Here is a 19,148-nt window from a genome sequence, read left to right as displayed (position 1 = left end):
AGGATGGGGGGATCTTTACAATTATCAAAAAAGTAAAGAAAATAGTTTCTGTTTGGTACAAATTCATTATATCGTCCTTGTATAAATTCTATGTAAATATTTGGTAGTGGTTAAGTAAATTTTATCTTAAACAGTCAGAATGGCTTGAATACATAAAGGTATAGAAGTAGACTTGAAGTTAGGTAAGATAAATCTTATAATTGGTACAGGCGTAAAAAATATAAAAAGGCTAGTTTTTCTGTGTAGACAAAAATTGATAACAAAAAAATAGGCAGGTGAGTAAAATGTCTAAACCAAAAAAATTAGTAGAGGCAGCTTACCAATACAGTAAGGAACAAATTTTAACCAAACAATGGTTACCTCAAACACATATTACAGAAATTGGATTGTCTAAAAAGTTGGGTATTAGCCGTACTCCGATTCGACAAGCTTTTCTGAGGTTAGAAGAAGAAGGGTACATAGTCATTGAACAAAATAAAGGCATACGAATTCGTGAAAATCAGATTTCGTTGCAAGGATTTCATGAACGATTAGAGTTTATGGAACTCCTATTAATTGATTATCTGCATTTTTTACAAATTAAAGAAATTCAATTTAATACAGATGAATTGGAAACAATAATCGATCAATTGAAAATGGTGATCCATGTAAAAGAAATCGAAGTTTTTTCAGATATCGAATTTGATTACTGGACCAGTTTTTATCACTATGCTAAAAATACTTATACGACGTCTCTATTTTTGGATACATTTCGGAGTATCAATGGACAAACAAATAAAGAGATTCAAGGATTTCTGCAGATAAGCCAACCAACGAAAATAAAACATTTTAATCAAATTTTGATTCTTTTGAAACAGAATAATTACGCTTTAGCTAGAAAAGAAGTACGTATTTTGATCAATCAGCTTAGCCTGATCGCGATACAGGGGATTTAGGAACAACTGTAATTAAAAAAATAGGTTGAAAGAAAAAAGATTCTTTTTTTAAGAGTCTTTTTTCTTTTCTACTTTCTTCATTTGAAACTGTTCATTTACTACTCGGAGAGGCTTTATTTGTGGTAAAATTATTCTTGAGAAATTATGCAAAACTTTAAAAGTTTTTGCTAGACTGGTGAAGTCCAAATTCTATTTTTTAATCTGAAATAGGATGTTATAAGAAGAGAGGATGTAAAGAAATTGGTATTACGAGATGACTTATTAAATGGGATGAATCCCAAACAAAAAGATGCAGTTGTATGCACAAAAGGACCTCTTTTAATTATGGCTGGAGCAGGAAGCGGAAAAACACGTGTCTTAACACACCGTATTGCCTATTTGATCGAAGAAAAAAACGTTAATCCATGGAATATTTTGGCGATTACATTTACGAATAAAGCCGCTAAAGAAATGAAAGAACGAGTAACCCGTCTAATGAAAGAAGGGGGAAGCGATGTTTGGGTCTCTACTTTTCACTCAATGTGTGTCCGTATTTTACGTCGCGACATCGATCGCATCGGTTATACTAAAGCATTTACTATCAGCGATCCAAGTGAACAGCAAACATTGATGAAACGAATCCTAAAAGAACGAAATATCGATCCTAAAAAGTATAATCCAAGAGCTATCTTAGGAGAAATCAGCAATGCTAAAAATGAATTAGATACACCAGTTGACTACCGTAAAAGAGCTGGAAGCTTTTTTGAAAAAATAGTGGCAGATTGTTACGATGATTACCAAAGAGAATTGCGTCGCAATCAAGCAGTCGATTTTGACGATTTGATTATGTTGGCTATTCGATTATTCAAAGAAAGTCCTGAAACACTGGATTATTACCAAAATAAATTTCACTACATCCATGTCGATGAATACCAAGATACAAATGAAGCACAATACACTTTAGTAAACATGCTAGCTGAAAGATTTAAAAATCTCTGTGTTGTTGGGGATGCTGACCAAAGTATCTACGGCTGGCGCGGAGCCAACATGGAAAATATCTTGAATTTTGAAAAAGATTATCCAGATGCAACGACTGTTTTGTTAGAACAAAATTACCGTTCGACTAAATTTATATTGCAAGCTGCCAATGATGTGATCGGAAATAACTCAAAACGTAAAGTCAAAAAACTTTGGACAGATAATCATGATGGTGAAAAAATCACGTATTATCGTGGACAATCTGAAGGTGATGAATCACGTTACGTCATTTCTAAGATTCAAGAAGAAATGAAAGAAAATAATTACAATTATGGTGATTTTGCAGTTCTTTACCGTACAAATGCTCAGTCTCGTGTTATTGAGGATAGCTTGTTAAAATCAAATATTCCTTATAAAATGGTTGGTGGTCACAAGTTCTACGACCGTAAAGAAATCAGAGACGTTTTAGCGTATCTGCGTTTAATTGCTAACCCTGATGACAATATGAGTTTTGAACGAGTGGTCAATGTACCTAAACGAGGGATTGGTCCTGGAACGATTGAAAAGCTTAGAACTTCTTCCAATCAATACGACTGGTCTCTTTTGGAAACGGCTTTGAATGTGTCTATTACACCGATTTCCGGCAAAGCTGCTAGTGAACTTGAAGGATTTGGCTTCATGATGAAAGATTTGCGTCAAATGCAAGAATACGTTCCGGTGACGGAATTAGTCGAAGAAGTTTTAAAACGTAGCGGTTACCAAAAATCTTTAGAATTAGAACGCACACTTGAATCTGAAACACGACTAGAAAATATTCAAGAATTTTTGACGGTAACACAACAATTTGAAAAAGAAAATACGGAAGATAAATCATTGTTGACGTTTTTAACGGATCTAGCACTGGTTTCTGATTTGGACAATTTAGAAGAAGAACCTCAAAGCGAAGTAACTTTAATGACGCTTCACGCAGCCAAAGGATTAGAGTTCCCAATTGTTTTCCTTATTGGATTGGAAGAAGGAATTTTTCCGTTGTCACGTTCGATGATGGAAGAAGATCAATTAGAAGAAGAACGCCGTCTAGCTTATGTAGGAATCACACGTGCAGAGAAAAAATTATATATTACCAATGCTTATTCAAGGGTTTTATATGGCCGTACACAAAGCAATTCGGCTTCTCGCTTCATCAATGAAATCACGGATGAAGTCTTAGAACTAGGAAATCAACAGAATCTAAATACACCATTTAGCCGTTCAACATTCAGTTCAACAACTAGTCCTATGCAACGCAATCAAGCAACAAGAGCAGCTAGTCAACCTTATAAGGCTCCAGTAACAAGCAAAACGTCAAGCGGAGCTGACAAATTAGGTTGGAATGTTGGCGATAAAGCCGTTCATAAAAAATGGGGTCTTGGGACAGTAGTCAAAGTTACCGGTGCAGCAAATGACCTCCAACTTGATATAGCCTTTAAAGAACAAGGAATCAAACGCCTACTAGCAGCCTTCGCTCCAATCGAAAAACAGGATGCGTAGAGACCCTGAAAGACAAACAGTAAAAACAGGGAATCACAGAGAAGATGTTTCATCTTCGGAGGGATTCATCTTTTTTTACACAGTGTCTGGGGCTCGTAGCTCAACTACAAGGTGCGGAAAACGACGTTTAGGCTCGAAAGAAAAACAAAGAATTTCGTAGAGGATGTTTCATCCTCGCAGAGATTCTATTTTTTCCGAAAGTCTGGTGTGCGAAATTCAACTAAAACAGGATGCGTAACTTCTCAGCTGGACAAATAAGTTGCTTTTAAGATTTATTTGTCTAATTCGTAGTGTGACTAAATGACTACTACTGTTTTCCTATAAAAATATAAAGTACGAAAGGAATTAAGGGCATGTCCACACAAGATTTTGAATCTGCAAAGCAACGGGTATTCGACGTACGGTCATTATTAGACAAATATAGCTATGAATATTATGTGAAAGATGCTCCATCTATACCTGACACGGATTACGACAAGTTGTACAATGAACTAGTAGCTTTGGAAGAAGCATTTCCGGACTTAATCAGTAATGATTCTCCCACACAACGCATTGGAGGAACCATCCTGCCTGGTTTTGAAAAAGTGGTTCATGAAGTTCCTATGTTAAGTCTTGGAAATGCATTTAACGAAGGAGACCTACTTGATTTTGATCGTCGTATCAAAAAAATAACGGATCAACCATTTAGCTACATTTGTGAGCTGAAAATTGATGGTTTAGCCGTATCGTTAACGTATGAAAAAGGAAAGCTGGTTCGTGCAGCCACACGTGGAGATGGAACTGTGGGTGAGAACGTGACTCAAAATATTCGTACCGTTAAATCGGTTCCGTTACGCTTGAAAAATCCTTATTCTATTGAAGTGCGCGGGGAATGTTACATGCCCAAAGATTCCTTTATTAAATTGAATCAAGAACGCGAAGAAAATGGGGAGGCAATCTTTGCAAACCCAAGAAACGCAGCAGCTGGTGGGTTGCGTAATTTAGATCCAAAAGAAACAGCTAAACGAAATTTAAATACTTTTTTATACACGATTGGTGATTTTGGTGAATTAACAGCTGTAAGCCAAGAAGACGCACTCCATCAATTAGATGAATTGGGACTTCGAACGAATCATGATCGCAGAGTGTTCCAAACAATTGAAGAAGTATGGGCATACACTCAAGAATTTCAAGAAAAAAGAACTGCTTTGCCTTATGAAATCGATGGTATCGTGATCAAGGTAAATGAGTTTGCAGTTCAAGAAGAAGTTGGTTTTACCGTTAAAGCTCCTAGATGGGCTATTGCCTATAAGTTTCCGGCAGAAGAAGCTCATACAGTGATTCGCGATATTGAATGGTCAGTCGGTCGAACGGGAGTTGTGACGCCAACAGCTATTATGGATCCTGTTCAATTAGCGGGCACTACGGTTCAGCGAGCAAGTCTGCACAATGAAGATTTGATCCATGAACGAGATATCCGCCTATTGGACACTGTAGTCGTTCATAAAGCAGGAGATATCATTCCAGAAGTCACTCGTGTCATTTTGGATGAACGACCGGAAGACAGCCAACCTTATGCTATTCCTACGCACTGTCCGGCTTGTGACAGCGATCTGATTCATTTGGAAGAAGAAGTTGCTTTACGCTGCATGAATCCTAAATGTCCGGCTCAAATTACGGAAGGCTTATCTCATTTTGTTTCTCGAAACGCGATGAATATTGACGGATTAGGCATTAGAGTATTAATGCAAATGTTTGAAAAAGATATGGTTCACGATGTAGCAGATCTTTATACATTAACGTTTGATCAACTGGTTACGTTAGATAAAATTAAAGAAAAATCAGCTAATAATCTACTAAATGCTATCGATGCAAGTCGCAGCAATTCATTAGAAAGACTGCTCTTTGGATTAGGTATTCGTCATGTAGGCGCAAAAGCGGCTAAATTAATTGCAGAACGTTTTGAAACAATGGAAGCTGTGCAGCAAGCGGAAAAAGACATGATTATTTCAATTGAGGGTATCGGAGAAATTATCGCTGAAAGTGTCGTCGCGTATTTCAGTTTACCAGAAGTGAATGAACTGATTCAGGAATTAAAAAACAGCCAGGTCAACATGAATTATTTAGGGAAGAAAAAAGTAGAAGTCGCAACAGTTGATTCTTATTTTAATGGGAAAACAGTTGTTTTAACGGGGAAATTGACGCATTTTACTCGTGAAGAAGCTAAAGAACGTATTGAAAATCTTGGCGGAAATGTGACTGGGAGCGTCTCTAAGAAAACTGATTTGGTCGTTGCAGGTGAAGAAGCCGGCAGCAAGTTAGCAAAAGCTGAATCATTAAATATTCTTGTCTGGGATGAAGATCAGTTGTTGGAAACATTAGAAGGAGAGGAATAAGTAAATGAACAAAAAAGCAATTGCCTTAATGGCTGCCTGTGTATTTCTTTTAAGTGCCTGCCAAACAGAGGATCCGGATATAAAAGAAACAGAGTCTGTTGGAGAAGAAACTGAAACAACAAGCCAATTATCAGGTGATTATTACAGTGCAATCATTACAGATGGAACTTACAAAACCAGTTTAAACAGAGGGGTAACGTTAGGATTAAACTCAAATGTAAATTTAAAGGCATTTGAGACTGGGTTAATGGACTTATCACAAAGCCATTTTTCACCAGATTCCTACTACTTTCAAGAAGGCCAATATATTAATGCTGAAACCACTAGTAAATGGTTGGCCCGTGCGAGTGAAGAGAATCCAGAAGGTTTGAATCCAGAGGACAATGGAAATCTTGAACCAAATGAACGGAATCCAATTTATTTAGACTCATTGTTGGAGCAAAATTATATGGTACAAAAAGATGATGGATTTGCACTAGGTGGGATTTCTATAGGTTTAGCAATGAATACTGTAGATTATTACACAAAAAAAGAATTCGGCGCAGAATTTGAAACAGAAATTTCGCGAGAAAAATTACTAGCAGAAGGTAAAAAAATGGCTGATAAAATTGTGCAACGCTTACGGGAAACGGAAGGTGTTGGGGATATTCCGATTGTTGTCGGTATCTTTGAACAATCCACGAAAGATAATTTAGCTGGTGGTGTGTATATTTCAGAAGCAATAAGCCAAGATGGGGCAACTACAGTACAGAATTGGGAGCCTATCAATCAAAAGAAAGTGGTATTTCCAACTAGTGGAGAAGAAAGCACTGAGTTATCTAGCTTTTCAAACTTTAAATCAGAAATTGAAAATTTCTTTCCAAACTTAAGTGGTGTCACAGCTGAAGCACTCTATACGGATGACCAAATTGTGAATATGAAAGTATCGATCAACACACAATTTTATGGAGAAAGTGAAATTATTGCGTTTACCCAAAATGTCGCTGAAAAAGCTTCTTCTTATTTAATACCTAATATACCAATAGAGATTACGATAAAATCAATAAACGGTACTGAAGCATTTCTATCTCGAGAAGCAGGCGAAACCGAATTCTATACCCACGTATTTGATTAGGATGTGTAACACACCGCTTAGACTTGACAGAAAAACAAGGAATATCGCAGAGGATGGTTCATCCTCGTAGAGATTACGTTTTTTCCGAGAGCCTGTCGAACACAGCTCAACTAAACAGGATGTGGAGTGTTTCGTTTAGTCTCGACAAAAGTTGTTAAACAGACCTTATTTAGACAGCAAGAGCAAAAATGCTCTTGCTGTCTTTTATTAATACCAAATCAATCAAAAATTTATAAGCTGCTTACTAACTTTAATAAATGATATTGAAGATCAATTTGTAGATGAGAGAGATGAAAGTAAAATACTATTAGACAAATTAAACAATTATTGCTAAAATATATTTATATAAGCGCTTACACAAAATTGGATATTTTGTGGAGGTATAGAAATGAATTTAGATTGGATAAAAGTACGGTCGTTATTAACACCTAACAGGACAGCTTTGGTCGACCCATTAAAAAATAGAGAATGGACATACAAAGAAGTCAATTTACGTGCTGAAAAATTAGCACATTATCTGAAGAAAAATGGTGTGACAAAGGGAGACAGAGTCGCACTATATTCTCCAAATGATATCAGTTATTTTGATGTTTTACTTGCAAGTATAAAGATGGGTGCTATTTTTATTCCGTTGAATTGGCGTCTGAAACCAATCGAAATTAAAAAAGTAGTGGAAGATGCTAAACCCAAAGTTATCTTGCATTCTAGTCAAATCAGCGAACGCTTGTCTCTTATAGATGTTACATTGTTATCGCTAGATGTAGATAGCGAAAAATATAATGATATCTGTGAAAATATAAATTATGAGGAATTTCATTCCGAATCCATTGAATTAGAGTCGCCAGCTATGCTGATATATACTACTGGGACGACCGGTCATCCAAAAGGTGCTGTCATTACACATAATGGTATGATCAACAATTCAATGAATACGGTCATGAGTTGGAATATCTCGCATGAGGATATCACAATAGCCAGTGCTCCGATGTTCCATATAGCGGGTATTTCTGGTATTGTGATTCCATTATTGCTGATCGGCGGAAAAATCATCATTGATCGATTTTTTGACGGAGAAAATGCAAATGAGATGATCAAACGATACAAGCCTACTATGTTGTTTATGGTTCCAACGATGTATTATGGGCTGATCCGTGCAAAAAATTTTAGCAAAGGTAACTTAGAAAGTGTGAACACATTTGTGGCTGGAGGTTCTCCGCCTTTAAAAGAAGTGGTCAACTATTTTGTGAGAGAAAAACTACCACTAATCAATTCATACGGACTGACAGAGGCGGGTCCAAATAATTTTAAACTAACGGGCGAATCTGCTTTAAAACATCCGTTCAGCATCGGTTATCCGAGTTTTTTTGTTGAAGCAAAAATAGTAGATGATAATGGTGAGGAAGTAGAGCAAGGACAAGTTGGCGAGTTGTTGCTAGCCGGTCAACATACTTTTGCTGGGTATTGGAACAATGAAGTAGAAACGAGAAAAGCCTTTCAAGACGACTATGTGAGAACAGGCGACTTGGCCAAGAAGGATGAAAACGGACTTTTTTATATCGTTGATCGAAAAAAAGAAATGATCATCACTGGTGGAGAAAATGTTTTGCCTTCTGAAGTAGAAAAGGTATTGAATCACCTTCCAGGAGTAAAGGACTCTGTGGTAGTAGGGTATGAACATCCGGTATACGGACAATCAGTCGGTGCAGCCATCATTTGTGATGGACAAAAAATAGAGGTGGCGGAGTTGGATCACTATGCATCTGCAAATTTGGCAGGGTACAAAACGCCAAAACAGTATCTTTTTTTAACTGCTTTTCCAAACAATTCAGTAGGCAAAACCGACAAAAAAGAAATTATCCGAATTATGAATGAAATGTCAGAAGTAGAAGTAATCAACTAAATAAAAAAATGTAAAGCATCAAAAAAATAGTTTATTATCCGAAAGTTAAGGATGACAACTAAAATTTTGATGTTTTTTGGTATGAAAAAAAGTGTTCAGAAAATTAATTGATTTAGTTTAATTTTATATATTGTTTGAAAATTCCTTGATAAGACAGTGTTCTAAGAGACTCCATTAAAAAAGGTAATGTTCGGTATTACAAATTGTAATTAGAAAAATAGGAAAGTGGCTATTACAATAAGAATGTAAGCGCTTATATAATAACTAATAAGGAGTGTTAAATGATGGAAAATAGAGAACAAGTATTAAGAATGGAAAAAAGAGAACCAGTGTCAAAATTGGAAAATAGAGAACAAATATTGAAGGAAATGTATCCAGAGGATATTTTGAAATTTTCAGAAAGTTTAACAGATGGGGAAATCGTCGTATTGCAACGTGTCCGAAAAGCGGTAAACGAACATTTGAAACCAGTCATCAATGATTACTGGAAAAGAGGAGAATTTCCAACTGAAGAATTTAAACATGTAGCAAAAACTGGATTAATCAATGATCCTGCATTGTTTGAAAATCAACCGAACCAATTTATGTGGAGAAATACTTATTTCTTATTCTTGGCATATGATTTGTACAAGTTCGATGCTTCGATTGCAACCTTCTTTGGAGTACATGCAGGACTTGGATACTTCTCCTTCTTATTAGGCGGCAGCCCAGAACAACAAATGAGATGGTTGCCAAAGTTACAAAACTTTGAATTACAAACTTGTTTTGCTTTAACTGAACCTGAACATGGATCTGATACAGCTGCAGGATTAGCAACTACTGCACGTCGTGAAGGGGACAAATGGATCATCAATGGTGAAAAACGTTGGATTGGTGGAGCGAGTTCAGCTGATTTGATTCCCGTATATGCAAGAGATGTGGAAGACAACAAAGTAAAATGTTTTATCGTAGAAAAAGGACAAAAAGGATTAAGTGTAGATGATATTGATGACAAAATCGCTTTAAGAATCGTTCAAAATGGAAACATTCATTTGGACAATGTGGAAGTTGTTGAAAGTAATCGTCTACAAAATATCAATGGATTCAAAGATGTAGCGAAAGTGTTGTACGCAACACGTGCTGGCGTAGCTTACGCTGGAGCAGGAATGATGGCAGGATCTTTAGAAGCAGCTCTTGAATATACAACAAATCGAGTTCAATTTGGCAAACCAATCGCAAGTTTCCAACTTGTTCAAGAAAAATTAGCAAGAATGCAAGGAAATGCAGTCAATGCATTAGCTTTAAGTGCTCGTTTAGCTGAATTACAAGAAAGAGGCGAATTCAGTGAGATCAATGCTTCTCTTGCTAAGATGAACAACTCTTTACGCTTAAGAGAAACGGTTGCACTTGGACGTGAAGTATGTGGCGGTAACGGAATCACACTTGAAAGAAATGTCGCACGATTCTTCTGTGATGCAGAAGCTATTTATTCTTACGAGGGTACTCATGAAATGAACGCATTGATTATGGGACGCAAATTGACTGGTATATCTGCTTTCGTTTAATCGAAACATCATAAAATAGATTGGAAGGTGTAAAGCATGTCTTTTAAAGATCAGTACCAATCAAAATTAAAAAGCCTGACAGAAGCTGCTTCACAAATCAAAAGCAATGAGAGAATCATGTCGAATCCTGTTGCAGCTATGCCAATTTCATTGATCACTGCAATAACAAAACGATACAAAGAATATGAAAACGTTACATTGTATTCCGCTTTTGTGATCCACCCATTTGATTTCCTAACAAATCCAGAAGTTGCAGAAAAAATTAAATACCATTCTTTCTTCATGGGGCCATTAGAACGGCAGTTGGCTGCATACGGAACCTTTTCCATAGATCCAGTTAACTTTTCCAACTTAGATAGGTTAATTGAACGACGTATAAAACCAACGACGTTTGTTACGACCGTTTCTGAAATGGATGAAGATGGGTATTTCAACTATGGTCCTATGGGCGTTACGATTGGAGAAGTCAGCCGTAAAACAGCTGGAAAAGTTATTATTCAAGTGAATAAAAATGTTCCAAAAGTCAATGGAATTGACAATAAAATTCATATCGATGACGTAGATATAATTGTTGAACAGGATGAGCAGTTGCTTGAAATTCCAGAGATGCCTTCCAGCAATATCGATAAAAAAATTGCCGAGTGGATCGTTCCGCAAGTAAAAGACGGTTCCACTATCCAAATTGGATTCGGAGGCTTAGCAAATGCGGTAAGTTATGGATTAGACAGTAAAAAAGATCTAGCCGTCCATACTGAAATGATCACAGAATCGATGGTCCATTTGACTGAAAAAGGCGTTATAACAGGACCAATACGAGGCGGTTTTGCGATGGGAACTCGTAAATTGTACAACTTCAGTGGAGACAATGATCAAATAAGTATTGAACCGCTGCACCTTGTCAATGATCCTTCTAGAATTGCTCAAATCGATAACTTTGTTTCTGTTAATGGCTGTTTGATGGTCGATCTAACAGGACAAGTGGTTTCAGAAGGAGCAGGCACACGATTTATCAGTTCTGTAGGTGGGGCAAATGATTTTGTACGTGGAGCGACAAAATCTAAAGGTGGACAAAGTTTTATCTGCTTGCCTTCTACAAATAAAAATGAAAAAACAGGCGAAGTGACATCCAATATTATGTTGTCCTTCCCGCCAGCGACTCCGGTAACCGTTCCGCGAGCTGACGTTCAATATATTGTGACTGAGCATGGAATAGCGGATATGTTCAATAGAAGCATTGAAGATCGTATAGACCAAATGATCTCGATTGCAGCTCCAGATTTCAGAGATGAATTGAGAGAACAAGCCATTACAGCAGGGTATATAAAAAAATAATGCCGTTGTCACTAACTTTAGTTTTGGAGGTATAGAAATGAATATAAAAAAAGCAACCGTATTAGGCGCAGGAACAATGGGAGCACAAATTGCTGCTTTACTTGTTAATGCGGGATTGAAAGTTAAACTTTTAGATATCGTATTAGATAAAAATGACAAAAATAAATTAAGTAAAGGTGCATACGACCGAATCACAAATCCCAAAAAGAGTATGCTCTATAAGGCAGAATGGAATAAAAATCTAACGTATGGCAACTTCGAAGACGATTTAAAAGAAGGCAACGAATCTGATATCTTTATTGAAGCCGTCACGGAAAAATTAGATATCAAACACGATTTATGGCAAAAAGTGGCTAGTATTGCAAAAAAAGATGCGATTCTTGCCACCAATACTTCTAGTATTCCAATCGGTGCTATTGCAAAACCGCTTCCGGAAGAAGCTAAAGTAAGATTTGTAGGAGTTCACTTTTTCAACCCACCGCGTTATATGAAGTTGGTTGAGATTATTCCACATGCAACTACTGATCCAGTGGTCGTTGAGAATTTGAAAGCCTTTGTTTCAACAGTGTTAGGTAAAGGTGCGGTAGAGGCCAATGATGTGAGTGGATTCGTTGCTAATAGAATTGGTACGTATTCAGCTTCTGATATCGCATACCGAGCAGAACAACTAGGTTTATCCATCAGTGAAGTAGATGCTCTTACTGGACTAGTGCTTGGGCGTCCTAAAACTGGAACCTTCCGATTGTTAGATATGGTGGGAATCGATATTGGCTACTTTGTGACAAAAACAATGATGTCCAATCCGGAAGAATCCGAGCATTTCAAAATGCCGAAGCTGGTTGAAAAAATGGTTGCTTTGGGCAACTTAGGAGATAAAACAAAACAAGGTTTTTACAAAAAAGATGGCAGAAAACGTTTAGTGTTTGATGTGGCAAGTGAAACTTATATTGAACCTAAACCAGTTGAATTGACTATTTTAAATGAGTTTGGCCGTGATTTGACGAAAAATTTAACGACCATCTTTGAATCTGAAGACCAAGTCGGTATTTTCTTATGGGAAACGCTGCGCAACTTGATGTATTACTCAGCAATTAATGTACCTAAAGCAACAAATGATTACATCAATATAGACCGTGCCATGGTATGGGGCTACAACTGGAAAGTTGGACCATTCCAACTGTGGGATATGATGGGCATTGACAAAGTTAAAGAAAGAATGAAAAAAGAATTAGGTGAACTGCCTGAATGGATCAAAGATCGCCATGAACCATTTTACCAAAAAGGTCAGAGCATCAGTCCAGCATCTAAGCCAGAAGACTTTGCACATAAACAAGTATGGAAAAAAGAAGATTCTGAATTGTTCGTGACTAAAGATGATTTCTTGTTGTTGGCAATGAGAACACCAAACAATACGATCACTGTTGGATTTGAAGGAGATATCGTTAAAGCAATTGATGTACTGGAAGGTGGAGACTACAAAGGACTATTGCTTTACTCAGATGGACCAAACTTCAGCGTTGGTGCAAATCTATACTACATGAAGATGGCCATCGATCATGGTTTGGTCGATACAGAAACACGTAAAGGATCAGAATTATTCCATGAAGCTGTCAGACGAATGAAATTCGCTTCTAAACCAATCGTAACAGCTGCAAAAGGAAGAGCGCTTGGAGGTGGTGCAGAGTTGCTAATGGCTTCACCATACGTAGTGGCTGCTGCTGAAACTTATATTGGATTAGTAGAAGCAGGTGTTGGTTTGATTCCAGGAGGCGGCGGTCTAGCTGAACTTGCTGACCGTGTTTACCGTCAAAATGTATCCAGAGCGGATAAATTACGTCAGTTGGGAGATATCTTGACAAAAGTTTCAATGGGGCACGTAACCATGAGTGCTTATGAAGCCCAAGAAATTGGATTCTTGAAAGAAACCGATATGATTGTCCAAAATGAAGAGCTTGTGTTTGAAGCAGCGTTGCAAACCTTAAGATTAAAAGCTGCTTACAATTATATTCCAAATAGCTTAGTCGAATACGAAGTACTTGGAAGCAACTTTAAAGCTGTCGCAGCAGCACAAATCGATTCTTTAGTTGATGGACATTTTGCCTCTAAATATGATGGAGTCGTTACTGCAGCTATAGCTGATGTGCTAGCTGGTGGAAATGTTCCTCTAGGCACTAAAGTCAATCAAAAATGGCTTCAAAAACTTTCTGAAGATAATTTTGTTATATTGAGCAAGAATGAGAAAACATATGAACGCATCGTGTATATGTTAGAGAAAAAGAAACCATTGAGAAATTAATATTACACTGCGGAGAAAAAAGAACTGTAACTTTTCCGCAGTGAGCAGAAAGGATTGGGATGTAATGCAAGAAGCTTATATCGTAGCATATGGAAGGTCAGCTGTAGCAAAGGGAAAAAAAGATGGGGCTTATTTTTACGATAGACCTGAAGACATTGCTGCACAAGTTTTAAAAGGAGTTATAGACAGAATAGAAGGCGACTTTGATCCTGCTATGATTGAAGATGTTATTGTAGGGTGTTCAACCCCGGAAGGTCTTCAAGGAAATAATATTGCGCGTACTATAGCTCTTAGAAGTGGGCTTTCGACAACAGTAGGCGGACAAACAGTGAACCGTTTCTGTTCTTCAGGGCTTCAAACCATAGCTACTGCGGCGAATGCTATTATAGCAGGTCAAGCAGATGTATTGGTAGCTGGCGGTATTGAATTTATGAGTTCCACTCAAATGGGTGGAAGCGAGCCGACAAATAGCCCGTACTTACAAGAAAATGGGCCGAAAATCGGTATTCCAATGGGGATGACGGCAGAAAATGTTGCTGAAAAATACCATGTTTCAAGGGAAGAGCAAGATCAATTTGGTGTAGAAAGTCACCAGAAAGCACATATTGCTCAAACAGAAGGACGATTTAAAGACGAAATCGTTCCAGTAGAGATCCATCGTGTAAAAACGACAGGTGACGAAGTAGAAGTTACGACTCAACTGTTTGATCAAGATGAAGGAATTCGTCCGAATACAACTAAAGAAGTCTTAGGGAAATTGCGTACTGTTTTTAAAGCGGATGGCAGTGTAACAGCGGGAACTTCTTCTCAAGTCAGTGATGGAGGTGCATTTGTGATCATGATGTCTGGTGACAAAGTAAAAGAATTGGGCATCAAACCAATCGCTCGTTTTATTTCCTTTAATGTGGCCGGTGTTGATCCTAAATATATGGGGATCGGTCCAGTATATGCAGTTCCAAAAGCATTAGAATTAGCAGGATTGAAACTGGAGGATATCGACTTGATTGAATTCAATGAAGCATTTGCAGCTCAAGCTATTGCTTCTATGAATGAACTAGGCATGAATCGTGACATCGTAAATGTTAATGGTGGAGGAATTGCATTGGGACATCCATTAGGTGCGACAGGAGCTATTTTAACTGCAAAATTATTAGGAGAAATGGCGAAGCGCCCTGAAACCAAATACGGTATGGTTACTATGTGTATTGGAATGGGTATGGGAGCAGCGGGGATTTTTGAATATTTAAGATAAAGTTGGTCTAAATAGGAATCGAGTGTCTTTACTCCCACATTAATTAAGAATTATTAATGTGGGATTTTTTTATTTGATGTATAATTAAGTTGTACAGTTAGCTTGTTTGTTTAAATGTAACCGCTTTTATTAGGAGGATGACATGAAGTTAGATATTGCACAACTTAATTATTTTATTGCTATAGTAGATGCAAATTTGAATCTGACCTTAGCAGCACAAAATATTCATGTAACACAATCAGCACTAAGCCAGTTCATTATCAACTTTGAAAAAGAAGAGAACTTGCAGCTTTTTCATCGTAAAAACGGGCGGTTAACCGGATTAACTACGAGTGGAGAAAAACTGTATGACCAAGCGCTGGAAATCGTTGGAAAACATGAAAATCTTCATGAAATGTTGAGACAAGAAGCACAAATACAACAAGGAACGGTTCGACTAGGGATTTCAACCATTATCCTGCGTCTATTTTTCACCAAGTTTATTCCCGAATTTATGATGACCAATCCCGGAATCAAGATTGAAATCATCGAAGCAAATAATGATGAACTCGTAACGATGTTAAATGAGAATCGCATTCACGCTGCTGTTTTGGTTGACTCAACTAAATTGCATAAAGACAAATTTGAAAAACATATATTGGCATTGTCTGAAATAACGGCTTTTATGCACCCGAATCATCCATTAGCCAAAGAAGAAAAGTTGAATTGGAGAATGCTAGATAATCAATATGTGGCTACATTCAATAAAGGGTATGCGACCCATACAATGGTGATGGATAAATTGAAAAAAATGAAGTCTCATGCGAAAGTATTGATTACCTCTGATTCATGGGATTATATGGTCGAAGCGACAACCCGTACAAATTTGATTGCATTACTTCCTACTGCCAGCTTTAAAAAGTATTATAACTATCTAGATAATATAGGAGTTGTAGAAAAACACTTTAATGATCCCATAGATTATACTCCTGTAGTGTGTTTCCCGGTAAAAAAGAAATACAACACTATAGAAAAGTTCGTTTATGATTCTTTTACTAAGGAATTTTCAAAATGAGAACAGGAGTGTTGGACATGGATATCATTAAATCTTTCACGGAAGCTCTTAAAGGAGACCTCGGTCAGCAAATAGGAAAAGACACTATTGATCGCCCATATACCTTTGAGGATTTTGAAAAATGGAAAAACTATTTCAAAGAAAAAGGATTATATAAAGAAATTGCTGAAAAGGAAATAGCTGAACAAACGATTCCAACGTTATGTGAGTTTATTTACACTCTTTCGCAGTACTTTCCTACTTTAGCGTATTATTTTTTAAGTAAAATTTTGTTTGGAATACTAACTTTAAAATTTTCCACAACTGAAAAACAGAAAGAAATGTATTTTGATAAACTAGTAGAAGAAGAGTTGTTTGCGACTTTTGCGAGCAAAGAACTAGAATCTGGTTTTGAACTCAAAAGAATGGAAACGATCGCACGGAAAACAGAGAATAGTTGGGTAATCAACGGAGTAAAAGAAGACGTGGTCTGTACTCAAGAGGCTGATCTTTTCCTTATGATTGGGAAAATTGATGTTCCCTTTCAAGAAAAGAATCAGTATGGCCTGTTTTTGTTAGAAAAAAATATGCCAGGTATTAAGGTTTATTACGATGAAAGCAAAAAAAGTGAAAGTCCCTTGCGCACAGCTAATTTTACGATTAAAAATCTAACTGTAGGGGAAGATCAGTTTCTGGGAAGTTTACAAAATCAATATGAAGTATTCAATCAAGTTCTTGATTTTTGGAATCTTTTATTATCTGCGTTATTATTAGGCATTACACGAGCTGTATTTAATCAAGCACTTGAGCATGCGTTAGAAATGAATCGTTTCGGTCAGCGTTTTATGGATGCCCCCTATATCCAACAGCAATTTGCCCAATACAAAACAGAATTAGAAGTCACTGAACACTATTTTTTATTCACTATCCAGCAGCCACAACCGTCCACGATAGAAGTAACTCAATTAAAACTTAAATCGATGGTAGTGTCAGACGAAATAATAAATGGTGTTCTCGGTATTTTTGGATTTGCCACACTGCCACCAGATAATGTTTTAAGAAGATACAAAAGCATTTCCGAAGCGGTAAAATACGTGGGTGAAACACCTGACTTCCATTTGAAAAAAATTAGTAAACAATGGACAAAACTAATATCTTGAAAGAAGGCTATTTTATGAATCAATACTACGAAAAAAGAAAAAATGAAAATCAATCTTTTTTGAATGCACTCGGAGGAAAACTAGAACATATAGAAACAGGAAAAGCATTTCTCTCCTTGAAGAAAGAAGATTGGCTGACGCAACATTTAGGGTATTTTCATGGAGGAGTGATTACGACATTGGCTGATTCGGCAGGCGGAGCAGCTGCGGTTACTATGGTGCCAGAAGATAATCAAGTAGTGACTTCAGAGCTGACAATGCACTTTCTCCGTCCAGCTATTGCAGATGAGATTATCGCTACAGCAGAAGTGGTCAAAGGTGGGAAACAATTGATCATTGTCGAAGTTTCTGTTACAGAAAAAGATACTGGAAAACTGATCGCTAAAGCAACCGGAACATGGGTTTCTGTTAAAATAGAGGATGCTATGTATAAGAAGTAAAGCTACATGTGTGGTTAATAAATTAATATAATAAAATAAAAAGTGTAGCTAGGATAATATTTCCTAGTCACACTTTTTTTTACAGCAATTTATTCACGAAAAATGTTGTGACTTCTCTCATGGTGCTCGTTTTCACCAGATGAACTTCGTCCTCGTCTCTAAAGTAAATATTTGATAGTTCCTTTTGTTCTTCTGCAAAATCGGCAGCGTGTTGATACGGTACAATTTGGTCTTGTTTTCCATGCCAAATAAATAAAGGCCGACCTTGTAGTGTCTCTGGGTGTAACGACAAATCGTAATTTGGAATCCAGTTTAATAATTCATCATAGTCTTGTGGCAAGTACCGGTTTAATTTGCTGGCATGCTTCACAATAAGTTCTTGATAAACCTGTAATTTTGGCGAACCCATCAAACAAGCTGCTGCTTTGATTTCCGGATGATGTGTCAATAAGGCACATGTTGTTATGCCACCCATGGATGTCCCTCCAATTCCAATCACGTCATCAACAAACCCAATCTTACGAAAATAATCAATGATGAAGCCAAATTCGAATAAATTCGAGTGAATACTCTGCCAAAAGGTTAAGGAAGGAATTTTTGAAATGGGCTGTTTGCGTTCTCCGTGATTCACGGCATCCGGCAATAATACACGAAATCCTTGCTGCGCTAAATAACGAGCTTGTGTCAAATTCAATTCTTTTGACGATTGCCAACCGTGATAATAGATTACCAAGGGAAGCAGATCATTTCGTTGTTTTCTTGGTACGACTTCTAGCAACGGTATAGTTCCTAATGTTCTTTTTCGTATAGTTATTTTCAATTTATCCACCTCAAAGCTATCCTATCAAACTATTGTTACGAAGTGAAGCGAATTTAAATGAGATTTAAGATACAGCATATAAGTGGTTTATGGTATTATAGTAAAGGAGTTTGAACTAAGATAATCTATTCAAAGAAAGCGAGTGAACAAACCGATGGCTATTACTGAAGAGGACGTAAAACACGTCGCCAAATTAGCAAAACTAGAAATTAGCGATAAAGGTATTGCACAATTTACAGAAAAAATGGATGCTATTATGCATATGGTAGAACAATTAGATGAGTTAGATACTGAAAATGTGCCCGTAATGGTTCATGGCTTGCGTACTTACAATGTTATGCGTGAAGACAAAGCCGTTCCGGGAACGGATCGCAAATTGCTGTTTAAAAATGTTAAAGAAGAAAAAGACGGCTTAATTAAAGTTCCTGCAATAATGGACAATGGGGAGGCAGGAGCATAG

The 19,148-nt window shown here is 37.0% G+C and carries 14 protein-coding genes; 13 read left to right on the top strand and 1 reads right to left on the bottom strand.

What is annotated here, in order from left to right; genetic code table 11:
• Nucleotides 1-284: 284 nt before the first annotated feature.
• The 12 genes from CAR_RS08170 (at nucleotide 285) to CAR_RS08115 (ending at nucleotide 17,868) form a co-directional block, all read left to right on the top strand.
• The gene (locus CAR_RS08170; protein WP_041556451.1) at nucleotides 285-935 is read left to right on the top strand and encodes a GntR family transcriptional regulator; all 651 of its coding nucleotides are present in this window, start codon (nucleotides 285-287) and stop codon (nucleotides 933-935) included.
• A gap of 240 nt (nucleotides 936-1,175) precedes the next feature.
• Entirely contained in the window at nucleotides 1,176-3,422 is a 2,247-nt protein-coding gene (gene pcrA / locus CAR_RS08165) for a DNA helicase PcrA (RefSeq protein ID WP_013711241.1), read from the top strand.
• Between the two features lie 353 nt (nucleotides 3,423-3,775).
• Nucleotides 3,776-5,797, top strand: coding sequence for an NAD-dependent DNA ligase LigA (gene ligA, locus CAR_RS08160; RefSeq protein WP_041556449.1), 2,022 nt, complete (start codon nucleotides 3,776-3,778; stop codon nucleotides 5,795-5,797).
• A gap of 4 nt (nucleotides 5,798-5,801) precedes the next feature.
• The gene (locus tag CAR_RS08155; RefSeq protein WP_013711239.1) at nucleotides 5,802-6,911 is read left to right on the top strand and encodes a CamS family sex pheromone protein; all 1,110 of its coding nucleotides are present in this window, start codon (nucleotides 5,802-5,804) and stop codon (nucleotides 6,909-6,911) included.
• Nucleotides 6,912-7,299: 388 nt separating this feature from the next.
• Nucleotides 7,300-8,811 carry a long-chain-fatty-acid--CoA ligase FadD gene (gene fadD / locus CAR_RS08150; RefSeq protein ID WP_013711238.1) on the top strand — a complete coding sequence of 504 codons (1,512 nt, stop codon included), beginning with the start codon at nucleotides 7,300-7,302 and terminating at the stop codon, nucleotides 8,809-8,811.
• A 338-nt stretch (nucleotides 8,812-9,149) separates the two neighbouring features.
• A complete protein-coding gene (gene fadE, locus CAR_RS08145) occupies nucleotides 9,150-10,355 on the top strand; it encodes an acyl-CoA dehydrogenase FadE (protein WP_148229450.1) in 1,206 nt (401 codons plus the stop codon).
• A gap of 36 nt (nucleotides 10,356-10,391) precedes the next feature.
• On the top strand, nucleotides 10,392-11,687 hold the full coding sequence (locus CAR_RS08140; RefSeq protein ID WP_013711236.1) for an acetyl-CoA hydrolase/transferase family protein: 1,296 nt from the start codon (nucleotides 10,392-10,394) through the stop codon (nucleotides 11,685-11,687).
• 37 nt (nucleotides 11,688-11,724) lie between these two features.
• Nucleotides 11,725-13,983: a 3-hydroxyacyl-CoA dehydrogenase/crotonase FadB gene (gene fadB / locus CAR_RS08135; RefSeq protein WP_013711235.1), complete on the top strand. Its 2,259-nt coding sequence runs from the start codon at nucleotides 11,725-11,727 to the stop codon at nucleotides 13,981-13,983.
• Between the two features lie 64 nt (nucleotides 13,984-14,047).
• On the top strand, nucleotides 14,048-15,235 hold the full coding sequence (locus CAR_RS08130; RefSeq protein WP_013711234.1) for a thiolase family protein: 1,188 nt from the start codon (nucleotides 14,048-14,050) through the stop codon (nucleotides 15,233-15,235).
• A gap of 142 nt (nucleotides 15,236-15,377) precedes the next feature.
• The gene (locus CAR_RS08125) at nucleotides 15,378-16,289 is read left to right on the top strand and encodes a LysR family transcriptional regulator (protein ID WP_013711233.1); all 912 of its coding nucleotides are present in this window, start codon (nucleotides 15,378-15,380) and stop codon (nucleotides 16,287-16,289) included.
• 17 nt (nucleotides 16,290-16,306) lie between these two features.
• The gene (locus tag CAR_RS08120; protein ID WP_238526683.1) at nucleotides 16,307-17,428 is read left to right on the top strand and encodes an acyl-CoA dehydrogenase family protein; all 1,122 of its coding nucleotides are present in this window, start codon (nucleotides 16,307-16,309) and stop codon (nucleotides 17,426-17,428) included.
• Nucleotides 17,429-17,442: 14 nt separating this feature from the next.
• Complete coding sequence (locus CAR_RS08115; RefSeq protein WP_041556447.1) at nucleotides 17,443-17,868, top strand: PaaI family thioesterase; 426 nt, start codon at nucleotides 17,443-17,445, stop codon at nucleotides 17,866-17,868.
• 79 nt (nucleotides 17,869-17,947) lie between these two features.
• Here the strand turns inward: CAR_RS08115 and CAR_RS08110 are convergent, their stop codons facing one another.
• Nucleotides 17,948-18,688 (bottom strand): alpha/beta fold hydrolase, encoded by a 741-nt coding sequence (locus CAR_RS08110; protein WP_041556445.1) that lies wholly within the window; start codon nucleotides 18,686-18,688, stop codon nucleotides 17,948-17,950.
• Nucleotides 18,689-18,842: 154 nt separating this feature from the next.
• Between CAR_RS08110 and gatC the strand changes: the two genes are divergently transcribed.
• Complete coding sequence (gatC, locus tag CAR_RS08105; protein WP_013711229.1) at nucleotides 18,843-19,148, top strand: Asp-tRNA(Asn)/Glu-tRNA(Gln) amidotransferase subunit GatC; 306 nt, start codon at nucleotides 18,843-18,845, stop codon at nucleotides 19,146-19,148.

Source organism: Carnobacterium sp. 17-4, from assembly GCF_000195575.1.
In the GTDB taxonomy this organism is placed as follows: domain Bacteria; phylum Bacillota; class Bacilli; order Lactobacillales; family Carnobacteriaceae; genus Carnobacterium_B.
The sequence above is the reverse complement of the archived record's forward strand: the minus strand, read 5'-3'. Positions and strand labels throughout refer to the sequence as shown.